Here is a 24,342-nt window from a genome sequence, read left to right as displayed (position 1 = left end):
ACCTTTACGACTTGTCCAGCGGATTCCAACCGCAGGCACAAGTGGTGGACTGCAAACCGTAATATCCCAATCCAGCGGTGCGGTGCCGTGGGATTCCCGCGTCTTCAGGCGCGGGAGGATGTCAATACATAGTAGGCAGTTCCTACTGGCTGGATGTGTGACGGCTCTCAGCGGACCGAATCGAGCAGGAGCTTCTGTTCGACGCGCTTGACCTCGTGTTGGACGTCACGAACCGCGTCGATGTTCGCGCTGATCGAACTGATCCCCTGTTCGACGAGGAAGTCGACCATATCGGGCTTCGAGGCGGCCTGCCCGCAAATGCTGGTGTCGACGCCCAACTCGCGGCAGGTCTCGATGGTTGATTCGATTAGTTTGAGGACGCCGGGGTGGAGTTCGTCGAATCGCTCGGCGACGTACTCGTTGTTCCGGTCGACGGCGAGGGTGTACTGGGTAAGGTCGTTCGTGCCGAAGGAGACGAAGTCGATGCCCGCGCCCGCGAGCTCCTCGATCAGCAGCGCGCTGGCAGGCGTTTCGACCATCACGCCCCACCGCGTTTTGTCGGGATCGATGCCGACCGCCTCCAGGTGGCGTTTCGCACGTTCGACGTCTTCGGCGTCGTTGACCAGCGGCAACATGAGTTCGACGTTGTCGTAGCCCGCCTCGAACAGCCGACCGAACGCGCGCAGTTCACACCGGAACGGGTCGGGCTTGTCGAGGCTCCGGCGAATCCCCCGGTAGCCCAACATTGGGTTGTGTTCGTGGGGCTCGTCGCTACCGCCCTGTAGCTCCCTGAACTCGTCGGTCGGCGCATCCAGCGTCCGGGCCCGAACCGGTCGCGGATAGAACGCCTCGGCCACCGTTCGGATGCCGTCGACCAGCTGATTGATAAAGGCGTCCTCGCCGTGGTCGGCGATGTACTGCTCGGGCGTTTTACCCAGCGAGATGACCATGTGTTCGATCCGCAAGAGGCCGACGCCGTCCGCGCCGGTCGCTGCGGCGCGCTCGGCGGCCTCGGGGATCGAGAGGTTGACCTTGACTTCGGTGGCGGTCATCGGTTTGACGGGGGTCTGGGGCCGGACCGACTCGACCGGATCGGGCTGGATCGCTGGCTCCTCGTCGTCGTCGACACCACCCTCACGGACGGTGCCCATCTCACCGTCGACGGTGACGATCTGGCCGTCCTCCAAGACCTCGGTCGCGGTGCGGGTGCCGACGACTGCCGGGATGCCCATCTCGCGCGAAACGATCGAAGAGTGGGAGGTCATCCCGCCCTCGTCGGTGATGATGGCCGCCGCGCGCTGCATCGCCGATACCATGTCGGGGGTCGTCATCGGACTGACGAGGATGTCGCCGTCGGTCACCTGATCGAGGTGGTCGAGCTTGCGGACGATCCGCACTGCGCCCGATGCCGTGCCGGGGCTCGCGCCCACTCCACGGACGAGCACGTCGTCTTCGGGGTCGGCCTCTGATTCGGCGGCAGTTGCCTGCTGGCTGCGGTGGCCGCCATTGACGGCAGGTTCGGTGGCATCGGCGGTCGACTGCTCGGCGTCGACCGATCGGCTCGTGTCGGTCCCGCCGGTCGACTCGCTCTCGCTGATCGTCGTGATGGGCCGCGACTGGAGCATGAAGATTTCGCCGTCGGCTAGCGCCCACTCCACGTCCTGTGGGTCGCCGTAGTGGTCCTCGACACGGCGGCCAAGGTCGACCAATCGCTCTATTTCCGCGGCGGTCAACACCTGGGCGGACCGCTGGTCGTCGGGGACCGGCTCGAGGGCCGTTTCTCCCGTCTCGGGATCTTTGACCATTCGCTGTTTCTTGTCGGCAACGGTCGACTCGACGATCGTCGCGGTTTCGGGGTCGATCACGTAGTTGTCGGGCGAAACCATCCCCGAGACGACCGCCTCGCCGAGACCCCACGCCGACTCGACGATCATCTCGCGGTCGCCGGTCGAGGGGTGGCAGGTGAACATGACACCGGATTTGTCGGCCGCGACCATCTGCTGGACGACCACCGCGATGTCGACCTCGCTGTGGTCGAACTCGTGGGTGTTGCGGTAGTGGACCGCCCGTTCGGTGAACAGTGAGGCCCAGCACTCCCGGACGCGGTCGACGAGCCGCTCGCTGGTGACGTTAAGGATCGTCTCGTGTTGGCCAGCGAACGAGGCGTCGGGCAGGTCCTCGGCGGTCGCCGACGAGCGCACGGCAACGAACGGCTCACTCTCATCGGTCTCCGTCGACTGCTCGCCGAGCTGGCGGTAGGCATCGAGGATGTCCTCGCGTACCTCGTCGGGAACCGGCGTCTCCAGAATCAGCTCGCGGGCGGTTTCGGCGGCCCCCGCGAGGTCGTCGCCGCCGTCGACCGCCAGCGTCTCGAACAGCTTGTCGTCGATGCCGGTGGTTTCGAGGAACGTCCGGTAGGTCTCAGCGGTGACGACAAAGCCCGGCGGAACCGGAAGCCCGGCCGCGGTAAGCTCACCCAGCGAGGCCCCCTTGCCGCCGACGGTGTCGATGTCTGTCGACCGAACGTCTTCCAGCCAGCGTACTGTCATACTGGACACTAGTGGTCGACATACCAAAGAAACTATTTTCAATAATCGTGAATATGTGGCGAACCCACAGACATGGGTCACTGCTCAGCGGGGATCCACATGGAGGCGATACGACCTATCGTCGAATGAAAACAGGTATTTCCGTTGTACTCAACAGGCGTCGTAGGGCAACGCCACCGCCTGCACGACCATAGAGCGGTTGCCGACAACGGCTCTGGCTTCGGCCTCACCGTATGTAAAGTCGTAAAGCGCGCCTCGGAGCCGGAAGTCATTGACGCCGTTGACGCCGCGTGCGATCCAGTTGAAGCCGTTGACACTCCGTGACCGCATCAGGAGGTCGTAGAGGAGATCGAGGAGGAGGTCGAACTCCTCGGACTCGCCGTACACAGTCTCCGGAAGGTCGATAACGGTATCTATGAGATCCTCGACGAACCATCCGAGTGTGAGGTTTTGGCTGTTGAACGTTACAACCGAGTCGGCGACCTTCGAGAGGTTGCCGTTCCGGTCGACGAAATCATCCGGCGATGCGAGCAGCGGCTGGTCCGTAACAGTTCCCTCGATGTCGACCATCTTCCAGGAACCATCAGTCGCGTCGCCGCGGATCTCGATCCAGGCAAAGAGACCTGCGTTGGCCACCGGGTCCCATCTCACCGTCCCGCTGTGGCCCGTTTGTTTGCCGGTGGCCCTCTCGCCGTTACTCTTGACTCGTGTGAACAGCGAACTTTCGACTGTCGGCCGAAAGATGAGGGTGTCCTGTTCGCTACTGGAGGTCGTTACGTTCGGGATTTCAAGCAGTGTCCGGACCTGCGACCCGTTTGTTCCTTTCGGCGAGGAGAGCACCGCAACTGTCGACCCAGTGGCTGTTGGCTTGGTGGCTGGCTCGTGGGAGACAGCCACCGGGCTGGCTCCACAGTCGTCGATTGCGGGCACACCGAGGGCCCTGGCGTTGTTCGTGGTGTCCCTATCGATGGAGGGTCGATTAGAAGCTGCGTGTTCATCAGTAGTAACACTATTTTCAGCGTTGTCTCTATTCGTCATAGTAGTTGTTCACTTTTTGTCCGCTCATCTGGAGGCCTGCATGGCGACGTTTGGTGACTACATTGTACCCATTTGTCTAGCAGATCGTTTTTCATTAATACCTCCGAGAAGAACTATGAACAATTATTACTTATAATTACCGACCACAATAGAATGGGGAAATAATTGCCTAAACAATAGTGTGGTGCGTAAAATATAACTAAAAATGTTAAATTATGGTGAAACCATAAGTATACAATAACTGAGAGCACGTAGGAAGAGACGAGATGAAACTCCGCCAGCCGACTGATTTCCTGATTTTGGAGGCCTTGGCGACGGGTGGGCGGAACGTCGCACCGAACCTCGCCGTTCGGACCGGAAAGTCACGGGCCAACATCAACACGCGGCTCCCGGTGTTGGCGGATTACGGGCTCGTCACGAAGATCGGCCCGGCCGAGCACTCTGGGCTCTACGAGATTACCGAGCGAGGGCGGTATGCGGTGGCGCTCCGCGAGGGGTACGGCTTCGTCCCGGATTTCGGTCGACTCATCGAGGAGGCCATCGCGTCCGAGACCGAACTGGACAAAATCGACAGTTGGGATGGGCTGTCGGCCACAGAGACAGCCGAGTAGGAATCTCACTGTCGAGGGGTGGACGATCCTTCTATCACTGATAGTCCACGGGCAATCGACTCTACTTCACCCTTTGACCGCCCGGCCACGGTTAGTGGCGACGCCACGAGTCAACCACATCGCCGATGGCCTCGCGTTTCACCAGGACGAACCCCGCAGCGATGACGAGAAAGCCGACGACCGCGCCGATATCGAGCGTCTCGTCGAGGACGAGCCACCCCGAGAGCGCGGCGAAGATCGGCACGGTATAGGAGACGAGGTTGATTTCGATCGCGCCGAGTCGACCGAGTAGGTCGAAGTAGATAACGTAGCCCACCGCACTCGCCAGCACCGCGAGGTAGCCGACCGCGAGGAGTCCGCCGGTCGAAAACGCGGCTCCGGCCAGCGATTCGGACGGCATGCCGAAGCTGATGACGTGGAGGACGACCGCCCCCAGCGCGTTCGACCACGCGACCATGCCGACCGTCGAAATTCCGCCGTCGACGCGCTGGACGAGGACGCTTCCGAGGGCGACACAGACCGCCGCCAGCAGGACGAACGCGTGGGCGAGCACGTCGGCGGCCAGCAGGCTACCGGCGGTCGGCCGCGCGACGATCCCGACGCCGACGAAACCGACGAGGAGTCCGGCGACCCCGAGGGGAGCCAGTCGTTCGCTCGGGAGCAACGCCCGCGAGAAGCCGGTGGCGAGGATCGGATTCATCGCGATGAGGATCGCGGCGACGCCGCTGGTGACGCCCTGCTGGCCGACGAAGAGGAAAGCATTGTACAGCGCGATAATCAGCGTCGACCCGACGAGGATCGTCAGCCAGTCGGCGCGAGTGCGGGGCAGCCAGTAGTCGCTGGCGGCGGCCGCATACGCAAGGAGGATCACGCCCGCGATGTCGTAGCGAAACGCCGCGAAGAGCACCGGCGGAAAAAACTCGAGTCCGGCCTTGATCGCCATGAACGAGGTGCCCCAGAGAAACGACAGCAGCACGAACAGCCCGGCGTTCCGAGAGGTGCCCATACCTTCGGTTGATCCTACCTCGTCTAAAAGCTGCCCGAGCGAGTCTTTCCTCCAGGTATCGATCGCCTACCTCTTTGGCCCCCGGTCGACAACCCCTGCGCAATGACCGGACTCCTCGTCGCGCTCGTGCTCGCTGTGGTCGGCGTCGGCGTTATCTGGATCGGCAGCACCTACTTCGAGCGGGCTGCCGGACGCCTCAGCCGCTACTACGGGCTGCCGGTGGCGGTCCACGGCGCGGTCGTCGTCGCGGTCGGCTCCAGTTTTCCGGAGATCAGTTCGGTCGTCATCAGCACGCTCGTCCACGGCGAATTCTCGCTGGGTGTGGGTGCGATCGTCGGCAGCGCCATCTTCAATCTGCTGGTCATCCCGGCGGCCTCGGCGCTGTCGACCGACGAACTGGAGGCCACCCGGAGCCTGATCCACAAGGACGCCCAGTTCTACATCATCAGCGTCCTCGTGCTCTTCATTGTCTTCGCGCTCGGGGCGACCTACGTCCCCGGCGGCACCAACAGCGCGGCGATCCTCACCCCTGAACTCGCCATCCTTCCGCTGGCAACGTACGGCGTCTACATCTTCCTCCACCAGCAAGATGCCAGCGAGCACGTCTCGACGGGCACGGTCGACGTTGAGCCCCGCCGCGAGTGGGGATTACTCGCCGTCTCCCTGCTCGTGATTACGGTCGGCGTCGAGGGGCTCATCCGCGCCGTGCTCACCTTCGGTGATGTCTTCGACATCCCGAGTTTCCTCTGGGGCCTCACGGTCATCGCCGCCGGGACGAGCCTCCCCGATGCCTTCGTCTCGATTCAGGCCGCTCGGAACGACGACAGCGTGACGAGTCTCACGAACGTCCTCGGCAGCAATACGTTCAATTTGTTGGTGGCGATCCCGGTCGGCGTCTTGCTGGCGGGCGAGGCGACGATCAACTTTCTGGCGACGATCCCGACGATGGGCTTTCTGGCGTTTGCGACGCTCATATTCGTTATCTTCACCCGGACGGATCTCGAACTCACGGATCTGGAGGCCTACGGCTTTCTCGGCCTCTATGGCATTTTTCTACTCTGGATGACGCTCGAATCGGTCGGCGCTATCGACACCGTACAGGGTATTTAACTAGGTCTGCCACTGGATCGTTCACGTTCCGTTTGCGTGCAGGACGACCACGGCCCGACGTGTTTCGTGTCGACAGAGTGTTTCGTGTCGACACGTCGACTGTGTGGGCGCGGGCAGTTTAGACACCGAACGCTTCGGCCAACTCGAAAAACGAGTCGATCGTGACCGCAGGGTCGGTTCCAAACGTCTCCCACGGCGAGCCCTTTCGGTCGACCCAGACACTCTGCATCCCGGCGTGGGTCGCACCCATCACGTCGAACCAGCCCGCGGTGACGTGGGCGATTTCGTCGATTGGGGTACCGGTTCGCCCAGCGGCGTGACGGTAGAGCTCGGCGTTCGGTTTAAATACCTGAATCTCGTGGGCGCTGATCGTGTCTTCGATGAGATCGCCGATTTCGGCGTGCTCGACCATCGAATCGAGCATTTCGGGGTTGCCGTTCGAGACGACATAGCAGTCGTAGCCGCCGTCGCGAAGGCGTTCGATACCCTCGCGGACGTCGTCGAACACGTCGAGTTCGTGGTAGACCGCCAGTATCTCGTCGCGCTCGTCGGTCGAGAGCTCGACATCGTGGGCATCCAGGGCGTACTGGAGGGCCTCGCGGTTGATCTCGTAAAACGGCCGGTAGGCGTCGATCTGGGTGGCAACAAAGGTGTATGCCAACGACCGGGAGCGCCAGAGTTTCGAGACCGGTTCGGGATCGTCCACGCGGGCGGCGAGTGCTGCTTCGGCGGCGTCGACGTCGACGAGCGTGCTGTAGGAGTCGAACGTGACAGTCGAAACGCGTTCGGGATCGAACGTCATTGCCGATTCGACGGGAGCTTCACCCGTAACCGTTCGGACATGACGGAGTCGACTGTTCTCGTACGAGACACTACTGACCGCTTGGAACCTCGGTGCTCGGATCGGTATCAAACCCCCACCGACGACACAACGTTCGAGACGTTGGAGCCGTAAGGGCAAGTCGATGCGAACAATCGTCGAGACGCTCGATCCGGACGTGCCCTACCGCCTGCGACACTGGCTTGGCCCGTGGCTCACCCGTTTCGCACGCGCGTTCGGCCAGCCCGAATACCGGCTCTATAAGTCCGAATACGTCGGCACCGTCCATCAGCCGGTCGACGAGTTCACGGCGATGCTACAGGCCCACGGCTTCGATTGGGACCCGTTGGCGTGGTATCACCGGCCGCCTGTCGGCACGGAGCCGAACGGCAGCTGGACCTACCGACGGACCCTGCTGGCCGACAGACAGCTCCACGTCATCCTCATCGCCCACACGCCAGCATACATCGACGTCTTCGCCCACTGGGAACCCAACTGGCTGCGACACCCGGTCGAGCACCTCCGGCAGAACGGCATCGAACGCCACGTCGGACGAAAGGAAATGCGACGCTGGCTCGACCGCAAGCATGTGGTCGTCGAAACCAACTCACGTGGTCGACGCTGGCTCGCATCCAAGGCGATGGCGCTCCGGAACTCCCTCACATCGGTCATGAGTAAGTTGTAATCGATTCTCCCCATTGGAGACAGGGCACGGTAGTTGATCGTGTTCCGAAACAGCCTCTGGCTGGTGGATCTGGTACGGATTCAGATAGCCGAACCCAGTCGGGCCAGCGACCGTTCGAACGTACTTCCGCTACTTGATTAGACGGCAATGACGGCGTCGACCGACACCATGAGCTCCGGCGTCGACGTCCCCATGGCGACGATCGTCAGTCCAATGGTCAGCTCCGAGAGCCTGAACTGGCGGGCCAGCCGAACGACGGCGACGACCAGGAGCCGGGCACCGATCCACAACCCCGCCACCGACAGGACGATCACTCCGATCTGAAACGCCGGACTACCTTGAACCATCCACAGAGTGGTTTTCGAATACCGTAATCAATGTTGGGTAGCTGTCTGCTGAACGTGGCGTTTGACTACCCAGAGGTCGGTGAGCAACCACCGAGGGCTCGCTTGGATCGTCGAGAAAGTCATCACGCAGTACGGAGCCGACGGTGTGAGAAACGAACTGGTCGACCTCGGCGAATGAGACGACTGTCTCGGCGGGTAACATCTCGAAGAATCGAAGTATCGCCCGGAACACTAACGTCCGACCTCATCCCAAGGCGGCGTGCCGAGTCGGTCGGGAAACCCTCGTGCCAGGCGGCTGTCAGTTACGGTCGACAGCGGACCGTATATCACGTGCCTGGGTTCTCCGAACGATCATCGCTCCCAAAGAGGAGTACTCCGCCGGGGACTAGAGCACGCACGTCGACAGAGAGCCCCGACCGATTTACACCTTCCGTCCACGGGTCGACACCCACATATCAGCCGGACGGCCCACGGAACAGGAGGTCGAGCGCCGACCGACGAATCACACGTTACCACGAAATTCTCGGCAAATGATGGACAAACACAGGTCGTCGGTCGACACGGCTATGTTTATATACTAGCGCGTGTCGTGTTTTGCCGACAGTTCGGGACGAGTCCCGCCGACAGCGGCCCTGTTCTACCTGATTGTTCGGGAACCTGCACGGCAATCCGACCCACTTATGTGTATGAGACGGTACCCCACGGTAATGGCAGTACATGTTGGCATTCTCGGCGCGACTGGTGCGGTCGGACAGCGATTCATCCAGCTGCTCGACGGCCACCCAATGTTCGAAATCGCCGCCCTGACCGCAAGCGAATCGTCCGCCGGAAAATCCTACCGCGACGCCGCCAAATGGCGGGTCGAAACCCAGATCCCCGACGACGTCGCCGATATCGAAGTCGGTCGAACGCATCCCGATGATGTTCCGGACGACGTCGATCTGCTGTTCTCGTCGCTTCCCTCGGGCGTCGCCGCAGAGGTCGAACCCCAGTTCCTCGAAGAAGGCTACGTCATCTCCTCGAACTCCTCGAACGATCGGATGGCCGAGGACATTCCCCTCACCATCCCCGAGATCAACCCCGACCACCTCGGGCTGATCGAGGTCCAGCGCGACACTCGCGGCTGGGATGGCGCGCTCATCAAAAACCCCAACTGCTCGACGATCACGATGGTGCCCACGCTCGCCGCGCTCGACCAGTTCGGCATCGAGCGCGTCGACGTCACCACCCTCCAGGCGGTCTCAGGCGCTGGCTACTCCGGCGTCACCTCGATGGAGATCATCGACAACGCCATCCCGCATATCGGCGGCGAAGCCCCAAAGATGGAGACCGAATCCCGCAAGCTCCTCGGCAGCTTCGACGGCAGCGAACTCAGTATGCACGACTCGACGGTCAACGCCTCGTGCAACCGGATTCCGACGCTCGACGGTCACCTCGAAAGCCTGTTTGTCGATCTGGCCGACGAGCCAAGCCCAGAGGAAGCCCGCGAGGCGATGCGCGAGTATCCAGGCGTCGACCTGCCGAGCGCGCCCGATCAACTGATTCATGTCTTCGGCGACGAGGAGATGTACCGCCCGCAGCCGCGACTCGACCGCGAGCGTGAAAACGGGATGCAGATTTCGGCCGGTGGCGTTGAGTCGACCGATTCGGGCATCAAGTACAACTGTCTCGCTCACAACACGATCCGCGGTGCCGCCGGGGCAAGCCTGCTGAACGGCGAACTGCTCGTCGACGAAGGCTGGATTTAGGGACCGACCCAAACCACTGATCGCTTTTTCGTGTCGACGCTCCAACGACAGAGGGTCGACCAACTCATTTTATAAACAATAAAGATAGGTTCGGTCGCCCGCCTACACGACGCGGTTCTCGAAGTCGGTCTCGCCCTGCCGGTAGCGCTCGACGTTCGTCGCCAGAATATCGGCGAGTCGTTCGTAGTAGTCCGGGGTGTGCCCCGAGTTGTGCGGCGTGATCGACACCGAGCCGAAGTCCCACAGCGGGTGATCGTTGGGAAGCGGTTCGGGATCAGTCACGTCGAGTGTGGCCCCCGCGATCCGGTTGGCATGCATCGCTGAGACGAGGTCGTCAGTGTCGACGACTCCGCCGCGGGCGATATTCACCATGAACGCGTGCGTTGGGAGCGTCAACAGCGCTTCGCTGTCGATCAGCCCCTCGGTTTCGTCGGTCAGCGGGCAGGCGAGAACGAGGTAATCGGTTCGCGCGAGCGCGTCGTGGATCTCGTCGAAACCCATCACCTCGTCGGTTGGGCCACCCTTTTCGGGCGTGTAGCGCACGCCGATGGTCTCGACACCGAACGGGTCGAGTCGGTCGACGACCGCCTGACCGATCGAGCCGAGCCCAACGACTGTGACTGTGCTGCCGTAGAGTTCGCGGGCAGGATACGACCGCCACTCGTTACGTTCTTGCTGTCGACGTGCGCGGTCGAAGCCTCGGACGAACGAAAGAATCGAACCGATAACGTACTCGGAGATGTTTGGCCCGTGGACGCCGGAGGCGTTGGTCACGGCCGTGCCGTTGGCCTCAAACGTGTCGAGAGCGAGATGGCCCACACCGGCGTAGACACAGCCGAACAGATCCAGATTCGATGCCGCCTCGACTTCTTCGGGACTCATCGAAAACCCCGTCGCGATCGGGACCCGTTCGAGGAGTTCCTGCTCTTCGGCGGGCGTCCGGCCGACCGAGATTTTCGCCTCCGGTAGGCGCGCCCGAAGGGCACTCGCGTAGTCATCGGCCGACAATCCGTGAATCTTCTGTCGTAGGATCGCGATCTCCGGCTGACTCATAATCGGCCTTTGGAGTCCAGATATATCAGTGTACGGCAGTTATATCGGTTCAATGTCACTGTCAACGCCCGTTCAGTAACCGAAACACCCGTAGGTGTCAACCGTGTGAATGCTCCTATGGACGTCGGTTCGGCCCTTCGGTCAGCGTTGACATACACAGCCGTTGCCGTCTTGTTGTTTCTGCTCGGCGGTAGTGTCTTGTTATCGAGTCTCGCGCTCGTCTTCGATACGATCGTGATACCCGTTCTGTTGGCCGTTCTCTTCAGCGGCTCGTCGTCTACCGGTTGTATCGAAACGATTCCAGTAACCAGAACGATTCGGAGTCGGTCTGGAATGTGATCCCACGCAGGCAGTATACCGGTCAACACGCCGAATCGGGTGGGATCTCACGCGGCGAGCAGGAAGCGGCGATTCAAGAGATTACTGAGGAGGCCGAAGCCCGGCACAAAGACAGCCATCGCAGGCAGTAACGACTCTTTGCAGACCGGTAGGCACTCCCTACGATCGCCGGTCGGTGATCTCTTCTTGGAACCCGACCCAGTTGCTGATCGTTCCCGTCTCGTCAGCAATCGGGGCGAGCGCGAGACGGTTCCAAAACTCGGTGCCATCGGCTCGGTAGTTGCGGAGTTCGACGATCACCGGTGCCCAGATATCGAGCGCTTCTCGGAGGTCCTCGACCGGCTCGCTGGCCGTCTTCGGCCCCTGTAGAAGCCGTAGATTCTCGCCGAGCAACTCGGTTTTCTCGTACCCTGTGAGCGCTTCGAACTGCTCGTTGACGTAGGCGACGGGGTTGTCCTCGTACGCCGGCCCCGAAATCGCCATGGCGATCGGCGCGGCGTCCATCGTGGGTGTGTTCCACGACAGTGTCGACGCGGCGTCGGTCCGATACGTTTCGTCAGGTGCGTTCGCACGGATCGCGGCGAGCAGTTCGGCGAGGTGTTCCAAGACGGCCATCGAAGAGACGATGGGGCCAGTCGACCGCGCTCGCTCGCGAAGAAGTTGATCGAGATCGGCGTCGGCTGACATACCACTCCTATGGGCGGAATTATATACTGATTACCGATCCGAAGATGGAAGTAGCCGATCCCTACATACCAAATGTCGACCGAAAGTTCAGTGGCTTTAATATCCGATCCGAGCGGTAGAACGTATGGAACGCGTAGACGTAGCCATCGTTGGCGGTGGGCCGGCAGGCACCGCGGCGGCGCACGCCGCCGCCAGCGGCGGTGTCTCGGCGGTCGTCTTCGAGAAGGGTGTCCCGCGGGCCGACCGCGAAGCGCTCGGTCCCGATTCGACCGACGCGGCCGGAATTTTGGACTACTGGGTCGACATCATGGGCATTCATCCGGACGAGTTTCCCGAGGGAGTCCGCTGCCAGCACCTCGATCGCGCCGAGTTCATCGGTCCGACCGAATCCTGCACGCTCACGAGTACCGGTATTGACTCGTCGTACGACCACTTCGGCTACACATTCAACCGCGCTCGCTTCGACGACTGGATGCGTGAGCGTGCCGAAGACGCTGGCGCGGAGTACCGGATCAAGGTCCGTGTGACTGGCGTCGACAGCGATCTTGAGGCCGACCGAACCAACGACGATCCACGGCACGTCGTCTCGCTGGCCAACGGCGACGAAATCGGGGCCGATTTTCTGATTCTTGCGGATGGTCCACAGCGAACCGTCACCAACCGGGTTCTCGACGAGTATCTCCCCGACGATAGCAAGGCATCGAAGAAACTCGCCTCGCCAAAGGTTAACCACATCGCTTACCAGGAGTATCGGCGGTTCCCCCAAGAGGTGTTCGAGGAGCTCAAAACCGCGATCAAATTCTGGTGGGGTGTAATGCCCGGCCACACGGCCTATCCATGGGTGTTCCCGAACGACGCACGGGTCTGCCGGGTCGGACTGACGATGCCGATCGGCCTCGATATCGACGCGATCGACGACCGTGGGGCGTACGAGCTGCTCGAACCCGAAGACGACCGCGTTCCGCAGGGTAGCACGTACATCCGTCGACTTCTCGAATGGCAGTGGGGCGACGAGTACGACATCGAGGCCGACTTCCCACTCGTCGAAGACCGCGGCAAGCGCGGCGGTACCGAAACCTACAGCATCTCCTCTACGCGGCCGATCGAATCGCCTGTCAAGGCCGGAATCGCGGTCGCAGGTGGCGCGATGGGAACGACGTCGGCGTTCCACGAGGGTGGCGATCACGTCGCTGTTCGAACCGGTGCAATCGCGGGTGAGCTGGCGGCCGACGGCGATCTGTCGACGTACAACGACCGGTGGCACGAGGCGATCGGCGACGAGCTACTCAGAAACCTCGCGTTTGCCGAACTCTGCCGTGGCTACGGGCCGAGCGACTGGGACCGCACGTTTAAATCGGTTCGTGGTATGATCGCGGCCGATGGAACGAACCTGCTCAAATCGAGTACGCTTCGGGCAGGGGTTTCCGGCGCGAAGGTGCTGTACAGATACAAAAAGCAGAAACGAGCGCTCAAAAAAGGCGGCTACGCCCAACTCAGTGCCGAAGACTACGTCTACTGAGTGTGGCTGAGTGTCGGCGTCTATCGCGTTCGTTCGAGAATTAGACCGTTGCGGCTTTCTTTCGAGTGATGTAGCCCGCGACGCGGTTGCGAACGCCCTTGGAGTCGACGGTGGTGAGCTTGGCGACGTTTTCCTTGTTGGTGTCGAAATCCGTGTTGAACGCCTCGGGGTACCGTTCGAGGAGCGTTGTTGCGAGCTGTTTGACGTACTTCGGTTTGATTGCCATACAGCCACTTCGGTCGGAACGACACTAAAACGATTCGTTCCGTTCCGCGTGTGCCCGCCAGCCCGTTTCCTCGCTGAGTACCTCGAAGGCTTCCCGTTCCTGTGGGCCACCGCATTTGTCGACCGTTGTCTCGAAATAACGTAGCCGATCAATCAGTTCCTTCGTGTCGAACGCGGGTACCGTGAGTCGTGAGGCTGCGACTGTCGCATCAATCACCGCATAAAAACCGCGGTTTATTGTTAGGGGTCGACTACTCTCGACAGTTCCCGTTTCGGTCGGTCGAATCTCCCACTGCTCCCACTGGGTCCCGTCTTCAGTACCACTGTCGACCGCCGTAGCCTCGACTGCAACCCACGCATCGGCGTTCGGCAACACCGGCTCGGCCTCCTCGCGGATCGTCACCGCCGCGTCGACGAACTCGCGTGGATCAGCCGTAAACTGCACTACCCCACCGCCCTGCCGATGAAAGTTCCGTCGAGTTCGGGTGTTACCCCACGTCGTCGCCTCGACTGGCTCGCCCGGTTCGTCGGGTGCATGAAGTCCGAGAGCAGCCATGTTCCACAGCTCGTTGGGGCCGAGAGTGGCGACGATGGATTCAGTGACGCCACGGAGCTCAACGGGCCACTCAGGTAGCTGAGAGGTCTCAGCAGTCATACGGTCATTCCTCGTTCGAGTGCGACAAACAGGCCCGCGGCCGTAATATCTGCAGTTGTTCCTGGATTGTATCCCTTTTCGACGAACTCGTCGGCCAACTGTTCGGCGGCAGCCAGATCGCCGTCGACCGCGGCTACACGCGCCGATACGTCACGTGCGACGGCCTCACCGTGATTGATTGCGACGAGTGTATCCGGGCTCTCGGCAAGCAGTTGTAAAAAGACGCGGGCTGTCCGGTCACCAATCGGTCCCTCGTCGACTACCAGTGACTCTGCGGCTCTGAACGTGCGCTCGAAGCCTGAGACCCACTCACGGGCGTTCCCGTCACCCACCCGGCCCGCAGGATCGGCCGAACGTTTCATGATATCATACAGCGTCAGCTCCCGTTTTCGGAGCGATGAGGCGGCATTACTCCCCCGTCGAACGTCGAGAACGTCGGCCCCGGCAGGCGGATCTTCCACTGCGACATCGACGTGTTCGAAGGCTCGGTAGAAGTCGACCGCGTCCGCGACAGTCGTCGCCTCGACAACCGACGAAACGCCTTCGGGAGTGAGCGACCGGCTCGCGGCTGCCCGTATCAGTGGAATCAACAGCAAAAGACAGCCGAACTGGGTGTTACCGCCCGTTTGGGCCGACATTCCGCCGACAGCCTGCTCGAAGGCAGCACCCACAGCCCCACCGTCGGCGGCACGCTGGAGCCCATCGCGGGCACCGACTGCACCGGCCATGAATTGCTCGAACCGCAGCTCGTGCAGATCGCGGTGACGGTCGACGTTACCTGGCTTCGGTGTGCCCGATACTTCGAGCAACAACGCAAGCTGGGCGTTTTCCGCCGCGGTTCGACCTGCGGGAGTCATCTGATCGGTACCGCCTGTTTTGCGACCGCTGCCGCAACCTGTTGCATCACTGCACCGGTTGGCTCACGGCTCGGTCGACCCACACTGACCGCATCGGCCCCGTAACCGAAATACTCCCGTACCGTTTTTCGATCCCGGACCCCGTTGTTGGCGATGACGAACAGATCGGTTGCGGCGGCCACGTCCCGAATCACGGGTTCGGAGTCCATCGCGTCGACGTGGATCGCGTCGGCCCCGGCGGTCTCGATTCGTTTAGCAACCGTCGGGAGGTCTACGCCCGGTACCTCTGCACGGACTTTAACGCTTACAGCTGGCCCTTCGGCCGCGGCCGCAGCCACATACTTGGTTAGTCGGTCGCTATCGGCCAACAGGGTTTCGCCACAGCCCACATCGCAGAGTTCCGACTGCCGACAGTGAGCGTTGATCTCTAGGATCGCGTTGTGATCCGAACAGATCTCTGCAACCTCTCGAATCGAGTCAGTGCTCGCGCTTCTGACGTTGACGCCCGGTTGGATCGGCACGTCACGGAGTGCGGTCAGTTGGTCGGTTATAAATTCTGGCGGAGAATTGGGGAAGAACTCTCGTCTGTCGCGGTCGACGAGTTCACGTGCAGCCTCGCGGCTCGGTTCGTCGAGTGCGATCCCACCAATAAAGGCTGCTCCAGCGAGGTCGGCTCCGGCGGTTGCCCAGTTAGCGTCGGCCTCGCCGCTTAGGCTCGCCAGCGCCAGCCGGGGCTCGAACGGTAGGCACTGCCTACGCTCCCGCTGTATGCCGGTCGACCGGTTGCTGCTCATACGTGGACCCCCAACTCTGCCAGCGCGTCGACCACCGCGTCCATCACTCGTCTGCTGTCGGCCACATTGTCGATTTTCGTGTCAGTATGGACGACCGGCCGGTCGAGGTCAGTACCGTCGTCAGTGTCTAGGACGAAGGCGTCGACGAAGGGGTAGGCGTCGGCTACGCCCCGCGTACTCGGCTCCTGGCCCGTTCCATCCATGAGGGCTGCGGCCGGTCCGGAAAAGACCTCGTCTTCGATAAACGGCGAGACGGCAACCACCGGAGTTCGTTCCAGCGCCGGTTCGATACCGGGTACTGCGAGTAGTGGCCCGATGCTTGTCACCGGATTCGATGGACCAATGACGACGGGTGCGTCGAGTGCATTCAACACCTGCGTGGTCGGTTCGGCCGATTCGGCTCCACGGAACTCGACCCCGCTTACGTCCGTATCGGCCTTGTCGAGCCAGTACTCTTGGAAGTGGATCGGTCCATCGGCGGTTGAGATGATCGTGGCAACCGGATCGTCGCTCATCGGCAGCAGCGTAAGCTGGACGCCGAGGGCATCGGCAAGGAGCTGGGTGGCTTCGGTGAGTGTCTTGCTTTCATCAATGAGACTCGTTCGGGTGATGTGGACCGCCCGGTCGCGGTCGCCGATGGTGATGAACTCCGCAATACCTGAGAAACGTCGCCAGCGGGCGATTGGTCGACCCCTTGTCTGGTCGCGCGGCGGGAGGTATCGCGGCCCAGCATTGAGGCCAGCGGCCTCAGCGAGTCGGTGGAGTTCGGTGTTGGTCTCGTGTGTATCGTCTTCGATCCCCCACCAGCGGTCGGTATCGAGGATGTCGCCTTCGTGAAAGAGGACCGTATCGAGATCCGGACAGACCAACAGGCCACCGAGTTCGATGTCATCGCCGGTGTTGGCCACGACGGTGAGCCTCTCGGGATCGAACTGTGCTGTGGCACCGGCCAACAGCTTTGGCGTTCCCGTGCCGCCAGCGAGAAACGTAATCATAGGGAATGTTAAGAAGGGCGTGGGTTTGTATCCGACGGCTCTTTGGTATGGAGTGACTACTGCCAGCAATGAACGAGACACGTCGTGCGCTCTTGCGGGCCTTCGAGGAGGGGCCGGTCGGCGGGCCAGCGCTCGCAGAACGGCTCGGGATCTCGCGAGCCGCAGTCTGGAAGCAGGTCGAAGCGCTCAGAAACGACGGCTTCGAGATCGAAAGCACCGATGCGGGCTATGAGGTGACAGACGTCCCCGACTATGGGGCGGCCGCAATCGAGTTCGGACTCGACGCGCCGTACAGTATCGAGTACCACGATTCGGTCGACAGTACGAACAATCGCGCCCGGAAGTTGGCCGCCGATCGAGTGGTCGACGTGGCGGTCGTCGCCGACGAACAAACCGGCAGTCGCGGTCGGCTCGAACGGTCGTGGACCGCCCCCAGCGGGGGCGTCTGGTGTTCGGTCGTCCTTCAGCCGAGCCTGCCTGCGGCTCACGTGCCGCTGGTGGCACTCGCAGCGGGCGTCGCAACGGCCACTGCCTGCCGGGAGGCCGGGGTTGCGGCTCATCTCAAATGGCCCAACGACGTACTGGTCGGCGAGGAGGGCGCGCGCGGCGGTCGGAAAATCGCAGGAATACTGACCGAAATGGAGGGCGAAGCCGACCGTGTCTCGTGGCTTGTCAGTGGGATCGGCGTCAATGCTAACATCGACGCCACTGAGCTTCCCGACGAGGCAACGAGCCTCCGTAGCGAGACGGGGGCCGATATCGACCGCCGACTGTTCGTCCAGCGGCTGCTCGAATCACTCCACGAACTGCTGGAGAATCCCGAGGCCGTGTTGGATCGGTGGCGCGAATACAGCTCAACGCTCGGTGCGGACGTCCGAGTCGAGACACCGACCCGGGTAATCGAAGGAAGGGCCGTCGACGTGCAGTTCCCCGGAGCGCTTGTTATCGAAACCACTGAGAGCTCAGAGATCGTCCACGCTGGCGACTGTGAGCATCTGCGACCCCAGTAGGGGGTGTTTCAGCCGGTCTGAGAGTCAGCCTGCATCCGCGGGTCAGTATCGGCCTCCGTGTCGGCGGTGGCCGGTCCGGCGACCGCGGCGGGTTCGTCGCCGACTCTGACGGTCATCACGGGAACGCGGGCCGCACGGACGACTTTTTCGGCGACGCTTCCGAGCAACAGCCGGTCGATCCCACCCCGTCCATGGGTGCCCATCACGATCAGATCACACCCCTGTGACTCGGCGGCCTCGACGATCTCTCGACTCGGCGAGCCTTCGACGATCTCGGTTTCGACCGAAACGCCACGGGCCTCGGCGAGGTCGACCACCTCGTCGAGTGCCGCCTGGGCGTCAGTGTTGAGCAGCGTCGTCACTCCCTTCCAGGACGATTCTATCGGGAGCCCGTTGTAGCTCGCCATATTGATGACGTACAGTGCCGAAACCGTCGCTCGGTGGGTTTCGGCGAGAGCAATCGCGTGAGCAACCGCCCGTTTTCCCTCCGACGAGCCATCCGTTGGGACCAGTATGCGGTCGTACAGTGTCATGGTAACTCACAACATGATTCGTGGCGGATCGTGTTAATTATTGTTACCAATTGTCATAGACTAGTAGGGAGTCAGTCGTCTGCACCTTCGTTCTGGTCGCTTTCGAACGTCGCCGGATCGGGTTCGATGTCGGCGTACTCCACGACGCGTCGACCGAGCGTGTCGACTCTGCGTTCGGTTCCTTCGTCGACGAACGCGCGATTTTTAAAGGCCGAGTGAACGTTCGGGATCGCCGCCTGATGGGGAAGCACCCAGCAGTTGAGTGCGCGACACACCGACCGGAGGTGCTCGAGCGTCGTGATCGGGAACGAGCCCCCGGAGACCGCAAGGAGGCCGACGGTTTTCCCTTCGAACTCGTCGAACCCGCAGTAGTCGAGCGCGTTTTTAAGCACACCGGAGTACGAGCCGTGGTACATCGGACTGCCGAGAATGACTGCATCGGCCGCTCGCACGCGCTCGGCGAGTTGGGTGCTGTCGCCCTGTGTTTCATAGTCGACGTTTAGCGGCGGGAGATCGTACTCTCTGAGATCAATGAGCTCGCCGGTGGCTCCAGCGGCTTCTACGCCTTCGAGGGCACGAGTGGTTGCGAGACGGGTGTAACTTCCCTCACGGAGGCTGCCAGCAAGAGCGACGACGTGCGTATCAGGCATGGTCGACCATTGAAGCGACGATATAAAACTGCCAGCGTCGCCCGAACCGTAGGTTCTCCGTGTCGAATGGCTGGATGGTCCGTGTCCAACTGCGTCGCTGGTCGGTGCCGAGGTGGGTCGGTGGTCAGTCGTCTGCGAGTGATGTCGTCTGTGACTGTTCGTGGGCGCGATAGGTCTCGACGATGTCGTCGAGCAGGAGGGTTCGGGGATCGGTTGCCGGATAGTGCGTATCGATCAGGTCGCGGGCGGTCTTGATCTCGCCGCGAACCGCAAACTGTCGGACGCGGGCGGCGATCTGGTAGAACTCAGCATCGGGCTCAGGAACGACCTCATTGCTTCTAAGTAGGGAGTCCTTCGGGAACACCTCGTCGCGTACGTCATCGAAATCCAGCATTTCGGGCTCGTAGTCGTCGATTTCCGAGAGGACGAACTCGACAGCAAAGCGCTGGAACTCGGATTTGCTCGAAAACGTTTCCCCCGACACCAACTCCTCGACGCGGTCCATCACCGCCTCAGAGAACCGAACTGTCGACTTGACCATTACTCCACACGTGTGAGAGACTCTCATGTAAATGTATCTCTTGGTGGTACGTATCAGAACGAACACTCGTCGGATGTACTGATAGTCCTGTTGACTACCCAGACCAGCTTTACAATCGCTCGCAGACAGCTATGCCATGAGCGAGACAGTCGACCACACCGACCCGCTCCAAATCGGAATCGTCGGCGGCGGGTTTATCGGAACGACGGTTGGTTCTGGGTTCCGCGATCACGATGCGGCTCGAATCACATCGCTCGTCGACATCGACGAGACGGTACTCAACGAAGCGGGTTCCGAACTGGGTGTCGACCCCAAAGGACGATACACCGACTACGAGACGATGCTCGACTCGGAGCCGGTCGACGCGGTGCTGATCGGGACTCCCCATACCCTCCACGACGACCAGATTCTGGCCGCCTTCGAGCGGGACCTCCACGTCCTGTGTGACAAACCACTCACGACCGACATCGACGCGGCCCGCGAGCTCGTCGAGTTGAACGACAGCCGCCAAGAGGTGTTGATGGTCGGGTACCAGCGGCATCTCGACCCGGCATTTATCAGGGCGCGTGAGGTGTGGGCCAGCGCCGACCGCGAACCGCGGTGGATCACCGCGTCGGTGGGCCAGCCGTGGGTCGACCGCTTTGCGGGAACGTGGCGACAGAACCCCGAGCTCTCCGGCGGCGGCTATCTGTACGACACCGGGAGCCACCTGCTCGACTGTATTCTGTGGTCGACCCAACTCACGCCGGAGTCGGTTTCCGCGACAATGGGATTCGTCGATGATGAGCGGCGCGTCGACGCGAGCACATCGGTGACGATCCGGTTCACGAACGGTGCACTGGCAACGGTCTCGCTGTCGGGCGAAATACCCTGCATGCGAGAGCACATCTGGATGTGGGATCGAAAGGGCGCGGTCGGCCTCTCGGCGTACGGCTGGGAGCCGAGCGACTACGTCGAGATCAACCCCGACAACGGCGAGTACTGGCCTCGAATCAGGCGCAGTACGCGGCGGACGAAAGCCGATGCGTTCATCGAGGCGATTCGGACAGGGGACGAACCCGTGGCGACCGCCCTCGATGGTTTGCGCGTGACTGCGGTCACCGAAGCCGCCTACGAGTCGGCACGGAACGATGGGCTGTTCGTGGGTGTCGACGCCGAGGACGTTGCGGTGGAAGACTCGGCCTGACCGTCACGGTGGATTATAAGTGTCATTGCGGTCATCAAACGCGCCGAAGTCGTAGGCGACCAACCACTGTCGAACAACCGCCCGTATAACTGAGCCCGGTCGTGACCGGTCCGACGCGGCCCCCAGCGGCGGCACCCAGGCGTGCACCCGATTTCGCAAACATCCGCGCGTTCTCTCGCGTGGTGCCACTGGATTTCTTTGTCGATTTGTTTTTGCAGCGCATCGACGTAGTATACGTGTCGCAACCATTTGTGCAGTGCGCCCGACGAGGTGTGAAACCCCCTCATGCAGTGCGCCAGACCGAGGCGGCACCGTTACCAGCGTCGACAGGAGCCACTGCCGACCCTATCGTTCCTGAAGCCGCATCGCAACCGGTTCGTCGGGATGCATTGTCAGCGAGCCGAGAAGTTCGAACTCCTCGGGACCGAGATACTCCATGGTGTACTCTTGGGCGACAGTCGATAGAATAACCGTTGCCTCCAGCATCGAGAACTGTTTGCCGATACAGTGTCGCGGACCACCACCGAACGGGAAAAACGCGAACCGTGGTCTGTCGGCGCGCCGCTCTGTGGTCCAGCGGTCGGGGTCGAACGCCTCGGGGGAATCGTACCACCGCCCCGATCGATGGATGACCCACTGCGGAAGCATGAGCCCCGAGCCGGCCGGAATCCGATAGCCACCGAACTCGGCGTCGACCGCCGACTCCCGAAACAGCGTGTACACCGGCGGGTACAGTCGCATTGCCTCGTTGAGCACGTTGGACGTATACGCAAGCCGTCGACTGTCGGCGGCGGTCGGCAGGTCGCCGCCAAGCACGTCGTCGAGTTCCCTGTGGAGCCGTTGTTCGAGTTCCGGATGCTGTGAGAGGAGATACCACGTGTAGGTAAGCGTGAGCGCGGTCGTGTCGTGGCCCGCCAACAGCATCGTCATCATCTCGTCGCGGATGTCTTTGGCAGTTGCGTCGCCGTTAGTCTGGGCCCGAAGCAGAATGGAGAGGAAATCCATCGGCTCGTCGTCCGCTCGACCGGTTTCGGTTCCTCGCCGCTCGGCGACGATCTCGTCAATAATCCCTTCGAGGGCGTCGACAGCGGCCGAAAACTCTCGGTTTTTTCTTGTCGGAGCCCAGTCGGGAATCAGCCGACGAAGCGGATCCGGTTCGAACCGTGCCCCAAGCGGTTCGAGGTGGCTCTGAATCCGTTTGACCCGTGCAGAATCGATATCGGTGCCAAACATGGCAGTGACGATGATCCGTACCGTGAGTCGGGCCATTTCAACGTGAATATCGATCCGCTCGCCGTCAGTCCACCCCTCCAGCATTTCCTCGGTGGAGTCGGTCATCGTTCCTGCGAGGGTGTTGACGCGTCGGCTGTGAAAGGCGGGAGACGCCCGCTGGCGCTGCTGTTTCCACGCCTCGCCCTCGCTTGTCAACAGCCCATCACCGAGCAGTTCGGAGACTGCATCGTCGCCCAGATCCAGTTTGGGGAAGGCCGTCGACTCCGAGACGAGAACGCGTTCGACGTCTCGGGGGTTGGTCAGCATATACACTGGTCGTGGGCCGAGATCCAACTGGACGACATCGCCGTAGGAATCCGCACAGGCGTTCATGAACGCAAACGGGTCGTCAGCGTACTGTTGGCTGTTTCCGAAAAACGGCACCCCGTTCGGTCCGGGTGGATGGCGACGCATTATTGTTTTGTAGGGCTGTTACCGACCTAAGGGTTCGGTCTAACCCGGCAAATTTCGTCGTCAGGGCCGTGTTTCGGCCGGTTTTGCTGGGCTTCTGCCGCGGACTGTTCTCGGTTGGCTTCGTCGAGCGCGCTACGTTCCTCGTCGTCAATTCCGATGTCGGTGGTGGTCGGCCCACTCAGTCGGGATTGGGCGACGGCTTCCTCAAACGTGACCGCTCGCCTCGTGGTCGACGGTCGCGTTGCTTGTGGCAATCTATTCAGCGAACATAGACACGGTGACCCACAGGGTCGTATGTTTTACAACTCTCGAAAAGCCGTTCAGGGGATCTGAACCTGCCTATTAGAGTCGAGCAATCGTCTGACCATCTCCTTTCTCAATCTGGACGAGGCCATCGTCAGAAAGATCTGAAAGAAGCCCTCGAAGCCACTCTCGACCGTACTCGCCCTCCGGTGTGTAGTCGACACGAATCCGATGGCCGAGAGTATCAAGCTCCATCTCGTCGTGCTCACCGAGGAGTCGAACCACGCGCCCCCGAAACTGTCGTCGACTTCCCTCGAAGCTTGGCTGCGTAGGTACATCGGGTGCGGTAAAGTCCCCCGTCTGGTAGGCGTGACACCACTGCCGCCACGGGCAACCGGCCTCGTCGCACCGTGGTTTTTTGCCACAGGCGACACCGCCGAGTTCCATGATCGCGTTGTTCCAAATTCTGGACTCTCCAGCAGGCATAAGCGCGTTTGCGACGGGTTCGTAGTCCGGGTCGTCCGTATTATGGATTTCCGCGAATGTGCGATACAGCACGCGTTTGACGTTGGTGTCGACCACCGCGTCGCCGGTATTAAACGCAAACGAGGCGACGGCGTTGGCGGTGTAGGGGCCGACACCCATCAGCTCCTGAAGTTCGTCGGGCGTCTCGGGGAACTCGCCGTCGTAGTCGTCGACGATCTGCGTTGCGGCTTCGTGGAGGTATTTCGCACGGTTGTTGTAGCCGAGGCTGTGGTTACTCCAGAAGGAGACGACGTCGCCGCGGGTGGCGTCGGCCAGTGAGTCGACGGTGGGCCATTCGTTGAGGAAATCGGTCCACGCCTCCACGACTCGGTCGAGTTGGGTCTGCTGGCTCATGACCTCCGAGACGAGAATGGCGTAAGGATCGTCAGTCTGCCGCCACGGGTAGTCGCGATGGTCGGCCTCGTACCACTCGATCAAGGCCGATTGGATCGAGTCGACCGTCTCGGCGTCAGGGAGCCTCGGCCCTTCCTGTGTGCCCGCATCGCTCATTGTCGACGCTCCGCACGCGGGCGGTTTAGGGGTGCTGATCCCGCCAGCCGAACAGCAATGCGTTTCCGTCTGCTGTGCTACTCATCTCCTATGAGCCTCGACGAACTGACCGAGGATATCACCGACGAGTACAGCGATCTCGACGACGAATTCACGATCTCGCTGGACCGCGAAACGAAAAACGAACTCGCCATGCTGGCCGCCGCCTTCGAGACCGACGACCCCGCGGAACTCGTCCGACGCGGGATTCATTTGCTCTACCGGCAGACCGTCGACTCCGGCGACCTCGACTTCCACCTTCGGTCGGGCTACGACGTGACATACGACGAGTACCTCTCGGGGATGACCTACGAGGAAATGACCGGCGGCGACAGCCTCCCGTCGCTCGACGACTCGAATCGGTACCGAATGTAGACGACT

At 61.6% G+C, this 24,342-nt stretch carries 26 protein-coding genes and 1 pseudogene; 9 read left to right on the top strand and 18 right to left on the bottom strand.

Going from position 1 to position 24,342, the window contains the following annotated elements; genetic code table 11:
* Positions 1 to 167: 167 nt before the first annotated feature.
* Together ppsA and O2S87_RS07680 are read right to left on the bottom strand one after the other, a co-directional pair.
* Positions 168 to 2,549 (bottom strand): phosphoenolpyruvate synthase, encoded by a 2,382-nt coding sequence (gene ppsA, locus O2S87_RS07685; RefSeq protein ID WP_475408214.1) that lies wholly within the window; start codon positions 2,547 to 2,549, stop codon positions 168 to 170.
* A 150-nt stretch (positions 2,550 to 2,699) separates the two neighbouring features.
* The gene (locus tag O2S87_RS07680; RefSeq protein ID WP_475408213.1) at positions 2,700 to 3,479 is read right to left on the bottom strand and encodes a hypothetical protein; all 780 of its coding nucleotides are present in this window, start codon (positions 3,477 to 3,479) and stop codon (positions 2,700 to 2,702) included.
* Between the two features lie 374 nt (positions 3,480 to 3,853).
* Between O2S87_RS07680 and O2S87_RS07675 the strand changes: the two genes are divergently transcribed.
* Positions 3,854 to 4,198: an ArsR family transcriptional regulator gene (locus tag O2S87_RS07675; RefSeq protein WP_475408212.1), complete on the top strand. Its 345-nt coding sequence runs from the start codon at positions 3,854 to 3,856 to the stop codon at positions 4,196 to 4,198.
* Positions 4,199 to 4,289: 91 nt separating this feature from the next.
* On the opposite strand, the gene O2S87_RS07670 is transcribed toward O2S87_RS07675, so the two are convergent.
* Positions 4,290 to 5,204, bottom strand: coding sequence for a DMT family transporter (locus O2S87_RS07670; protein ID WP_475408211.1), 915 nt, complete (start codon positions 5,202 to 5,204; stop codon positions 4,290 to 4,292).
* A gap of 102 nt (positions 5,205 to 5,306) precedes the next feature.
* Here O2S87_RS07670 and O2S87_RS07665 point away from each other — a divergent pair, with 102 nt between their 5' ends.
* On the top strand, positions 5,307 to 6,314 hold the full coding sequence (locus O2S87_RS07665) for a sodium:calcium antiporter (protein ID WP_475408210.1): 1,008 nt from the start codon (positions 5,307 to 5,309) through the stop codon (positions 6,312 to 6,314).
* Between the two features lie 118 nt (positions 6,315 to 6,432).
* Here the strand turns inward: O2S87_RS07665 and O2S87_RS07660 are convergent, their stop codons facing one another.
* A complete protein-coding gene (locus O2S87_RS07660; protein ID WP_475408209.1) occupies positions 6,433 to 7,116 on the bottom strand; it encodes a haloacid dehalogenase type II in 684 nt (227 codons plus the stop codon).
* 163 nt (positions 7,117 to 7,279) lie between these two features.
* Here O2S87_RS07660 and O2S87_RS07655 point away from each other — a divergent pair, with 163 nt between their 5' ends.
* Positions 7,280 to 7,819, top strand: a complete 540-nt coding sequence (locus O2S87_RS07655; RefSeq protein WP_475408208.1) for a hypothetical protein — start codon at positions 7,280 to 7,282, stop codon at positions 7,817 to 7,819.
* A gap of 152 nt (positions 7,820 to 7,971) precedes the next feature.
* Here the strand turns inward: O2S87_RS07655 and O2S87_RS07650 are convergent.
* Positions 7,972 to 8,166: pseudogene (locus O2S87_RS07650) on the bottom strand (sodium:calcium antiporter); the annotation flags it as partial.
* Between the two features lie 707 nt (positions 8,167 to 8,873).
* Here O2S87_RS07650 and asd point away from each other — a divergent pair.
* Positions 8,874 to 9,914, top strand: coding sequence for an aspartate-semialdehyde dehydrogenase (gene asd, locus O2S87_RS07645; RefSeq protein ID WP_475408207.1), 1,041 nt, complete (start codon positions 8,874 to 8,876; stop codon positions 9,912 to 9,914).
* Positions 9,915 to 10,016: 102 nt separating this feature from the next.
* On the opposite strand, the gene O2S87_RS07640 is transcribed toward asd, so the two are convergent.
* Positions 10,017 to 10,967 carry a D-2-hydroxyacid dehydrogenase gene (locus tag O2S87_RS07640; RefSeq protein WP_475408206.1) on the bottom strand — a complete coding sequence of 317 codons (951 nt, stop codon included), beginning with the start codon at positions 10,965 to 10,967 and terminating at the stop codon, positions 10,017 to 10,019.
* 335 nt (positions 10,968 to 11,302) lie between these two features.
* Here O2S87_RS07640 and O2S87_RS07635 point away from each other — a divergent pair, with 335 nt between their 5' ends.
* Positions 11,303 to 11,437: a hypothetical protein gene (locus O2S87_RS07635; protein WP_475408205.1), complete on the top strand. Its 135-nt coding sequence runs from the start codon at positions 11,303 to 11,305 to the stop codon at positions 11,435 to 11,437.
* Between the two features lie 28 nt (positions 11,438 to 11,465).
* Here the strand turns inward: O2S87_RS07635 and O2S87_RS07630 are convergent, their stop codons facing one another.
* On the bottom strand, positions 11,466 to 11,993 hold the full coding sequence (locus tag O2S87_RS07630) for a PAS domain-containing protein (protein WP_475408204.1): 528 nt from the start codon (positions 11,991 to 11,993) through the stop codon (positions 11,466 to 11,468).
* Positions 11,994 to 12,117: 124 nt separating this feature from the next.
* Here O2S87_RS07630 and O2S87_RS07625 point away from each other — a divergent pair, with 124 nt between their 5' ends.
* Entirely contained in the window at positions 12,118 to 13,512 is a 1,395-nt protein-coding gene (locus O2S87_RS07625) for an NAD(P)/FAD-dependent oxidoreductase (RefSeq protein WP_475408203.1), read from the top strand.
* A 40-nt stretch (positions 13,513 to 13,552) separates the two neighbouring features.
* Here the strand turns inward: O2S87_RS07625 and O2S87_RS07620 are convergent, their stop codons facing one another.
* Genes O2S87_RS07620 through cofD form a run of 5 tightly spaced genes read right to left on the bottom strand, consistent with a single transcriptional unit; the run spans position 13,553 to position 17,038 of the window.
* A complete protein-coding gene (locus O2S87_RS07620) occupies positions 13,553 to 13,738 on the bottom strand; it encodes a 30S ribosomal protein S17e (protein ID WP_253736401.1) in 186 nt (61 codons plus the stop codon).
* Between the two features lie 24 nt (positions 13,739 to 13,762).
* Positions 13,763 to 14,392, bottom strand: a complete 630-nt coding sequence (locus O2S87_RS07615; RefSeq protein ID WP_475408202.1) for a DUF447 domain-containing protein — start codon at positions 14,390 to 14,392, stop codon at positions 13,763 to 13,765.
* Positions 14,389 to 15,249, bottom strand: a complete 861-nt coding sequence (locus tag O2S87_RS07610) for a triphosphoribosyl-dephospho-CoA synthase (RefSeq protein WP_475408201.1) — start codon at positions 15,247 to 15,249, stop codon at positions 14,389 to 14,391. The genes O2S87_RS07615 and O2S87_RS07610 overlap by 4 nt, the downstream gene beginning before the upstream one ends.
* Positions 15,246 to 16,043 (bottom strand): tRNA-dihydrouridine synthase, encoded by a 798-nt coding sequence (locus O2S87_RS07605; protein ID WP_475408200.1) that lies wholly within the window; start codon positions 16,041 to 16,043, stop codon positions 15,246 to 15,248. Before O2S87_RS07605 ends, O2S87_RS07610 begins: the two co-directional genes overlap by 4 nt.
* Entirely contained in the window at positions 16,040 to 17,038 is a 999-nt protein-coding gene (gene cofD, locus O2S87_RS07600; protein WP_475408199.1) for a 2-phospho-L-lactate transferase, read from the bottom strand. Before cofD ends, O2S87_RS07605 begins: the two co-directional genes overlap by 4 nt.
* Before the next feature lie 68 nt (positions 17,039 to 17,106).
* Between cofD and O2S87_RS07595 the strand changes: the two genes are divergently transcribed.
* The gene (locus tag O2S87_RS07595; protein ID WP_475408198.1) at positions 17,107 to 18,048 is read left to right on the top strand and encodes a biotin--[acetyl-CoA-carboxylase] ligase; all 942 of its coding nucleotides are present in this window, start codon (positions 17,107 to 17,109) and stop codon (positions 18,046 to 18,048) included.
* Positions 18,049 to 18,056: 8 nt separating this feature from the next.
* On the opposite strand, the gene O2S87_RS07590 is transcribed toward O2S87_RS07595, so the two are convergent.
* The 3 genes from O2S87_RS07590 to O2S87_RS07580 all read right to left on the bottom strand — a co-directional run bounded on the left by O2S87_RS07590 (position 18,057) and on the right by O2S87_RS07580 (position 19,772).
* The gene (locus O2S87_RS07590) at positions 18,057 to 18,581 is read right to left on the bottom strand and encodes a universal stress protein (RefSeq protein ID WP_475408197.1); all 525 of its coding nucleotides are present in this window, start codon (positions 18,579 to 18,581) and stop codon (positions 18,057 to 18,059) included.
* Positions 18,582 to 18,652: 71 nt separating this feature from the next.
* Positions 18,653 to 19,231, bottom strand: a complete 579-nt coding sequence (locus O2S87_RS07585; protein WP_475408196.1) for an NADPH-dependent FMN reductase — start codon at positions 19,229 to 19,231, stop codon at positions 18,653 to 18,655.
* A gap of 124 nt (positions 19,232 to 19,355) precedes the next feature.
* Positions 19,356 to 19,772: a transcriptional regulator gene (locus O2S87_RS07580; protein WP_475408195.1), complete on the bottom strand. Its 417-nt coding sequence runs from the start codon at positions 19,770 to 19,772 to the stop codon at positions 19,356 to 19,358.
* Positions 19,773 to 19,908: 136 nt separating this feature from the next.
* Between O2S87_RS07580 and O2S87_RS07575 the strand changes: the two genes are divergently transcribed.
* Complete coding sequence (locus tag O2S87_RS07575) at positions 19,909 to 20,958, top strand: Gfo/Idh/MocA family protein (protein WP_475408194.1); 1,050 nt, start codon at positions 19,909 to 19,911, stop codon at positions 20,956 to 20,958.
* Positions 20,959 to 21,303: 345 nt separating this feature from the next.
* On the opposite strand, the gene O2S87_RS07570 is transcribed toward O2S87_RS07575, so the two are convergent.
* From O2S87_RS07570 to O2S87_RS07560, 3 genes are all read right to left on the bottom strand, one after another.
* The gene (locus tag O2S87_RS07570) at positions 21,304 to 22,644 is read right to left on the bottom strand and encodes a cytochrome P450 (protein WP_475408193.1); all 1,341 of its coding nucleotides are present in this window, start codon (positions 22,642 to 22,644) and stop codon (positions 21,304 to 21,306) included.
* 26 nt (positions 22,645 to 22,670) lie between these two features.
* Positions 22,671 to 22,898, bottom strand: a complete 228-nt coding sequence (locus tag O2S87_RS07565; protein ID WP_475408192.1) for a hypothetical protein — start codon at positions 22,896 to 22,898, stop codon at positions 22,671 to 22,673.
* Positions 22,899 to 22,986: 88 nt separating this feature from the next.
* Positions 22,987 to 23,922, bottom strand: a complete 936-nt coding sequence (locus O2S87_RS07560; RefSeq protein ID WP_475408191.1) for an HhH-GPD family protein — start codon at positions 23,920 to 23,922, stop codon at positions 22,987 to 22,989.
* A 90-nt stretch (positions 23,923 to 24,012) separates the two neighbouring features.
* On the opposite strand from O2S87_RS07560, the gene O2S87_RS07555 reads away from it, so the two are divergent.
* A complete protein-coding gene (locus tag O2S87_RS07555; RefSeq protein ID WP_475408190.1) occupies positions 24,013 to 24,336 on the top strand; it encodes a ribbon-helix-helix protein in 324 nt (107 codons plus the stop codon).
* Positions 24,337 to 24,342: the final 6 nt, after the last annotated feature.

The organism is Halohasta sp. A2 (genome assembly GCF_056175805.1).
Note: the sequence above shows the minus strand (reverse complement) of the source record. Positions and strands in the feature narration are given on the sequence as shown.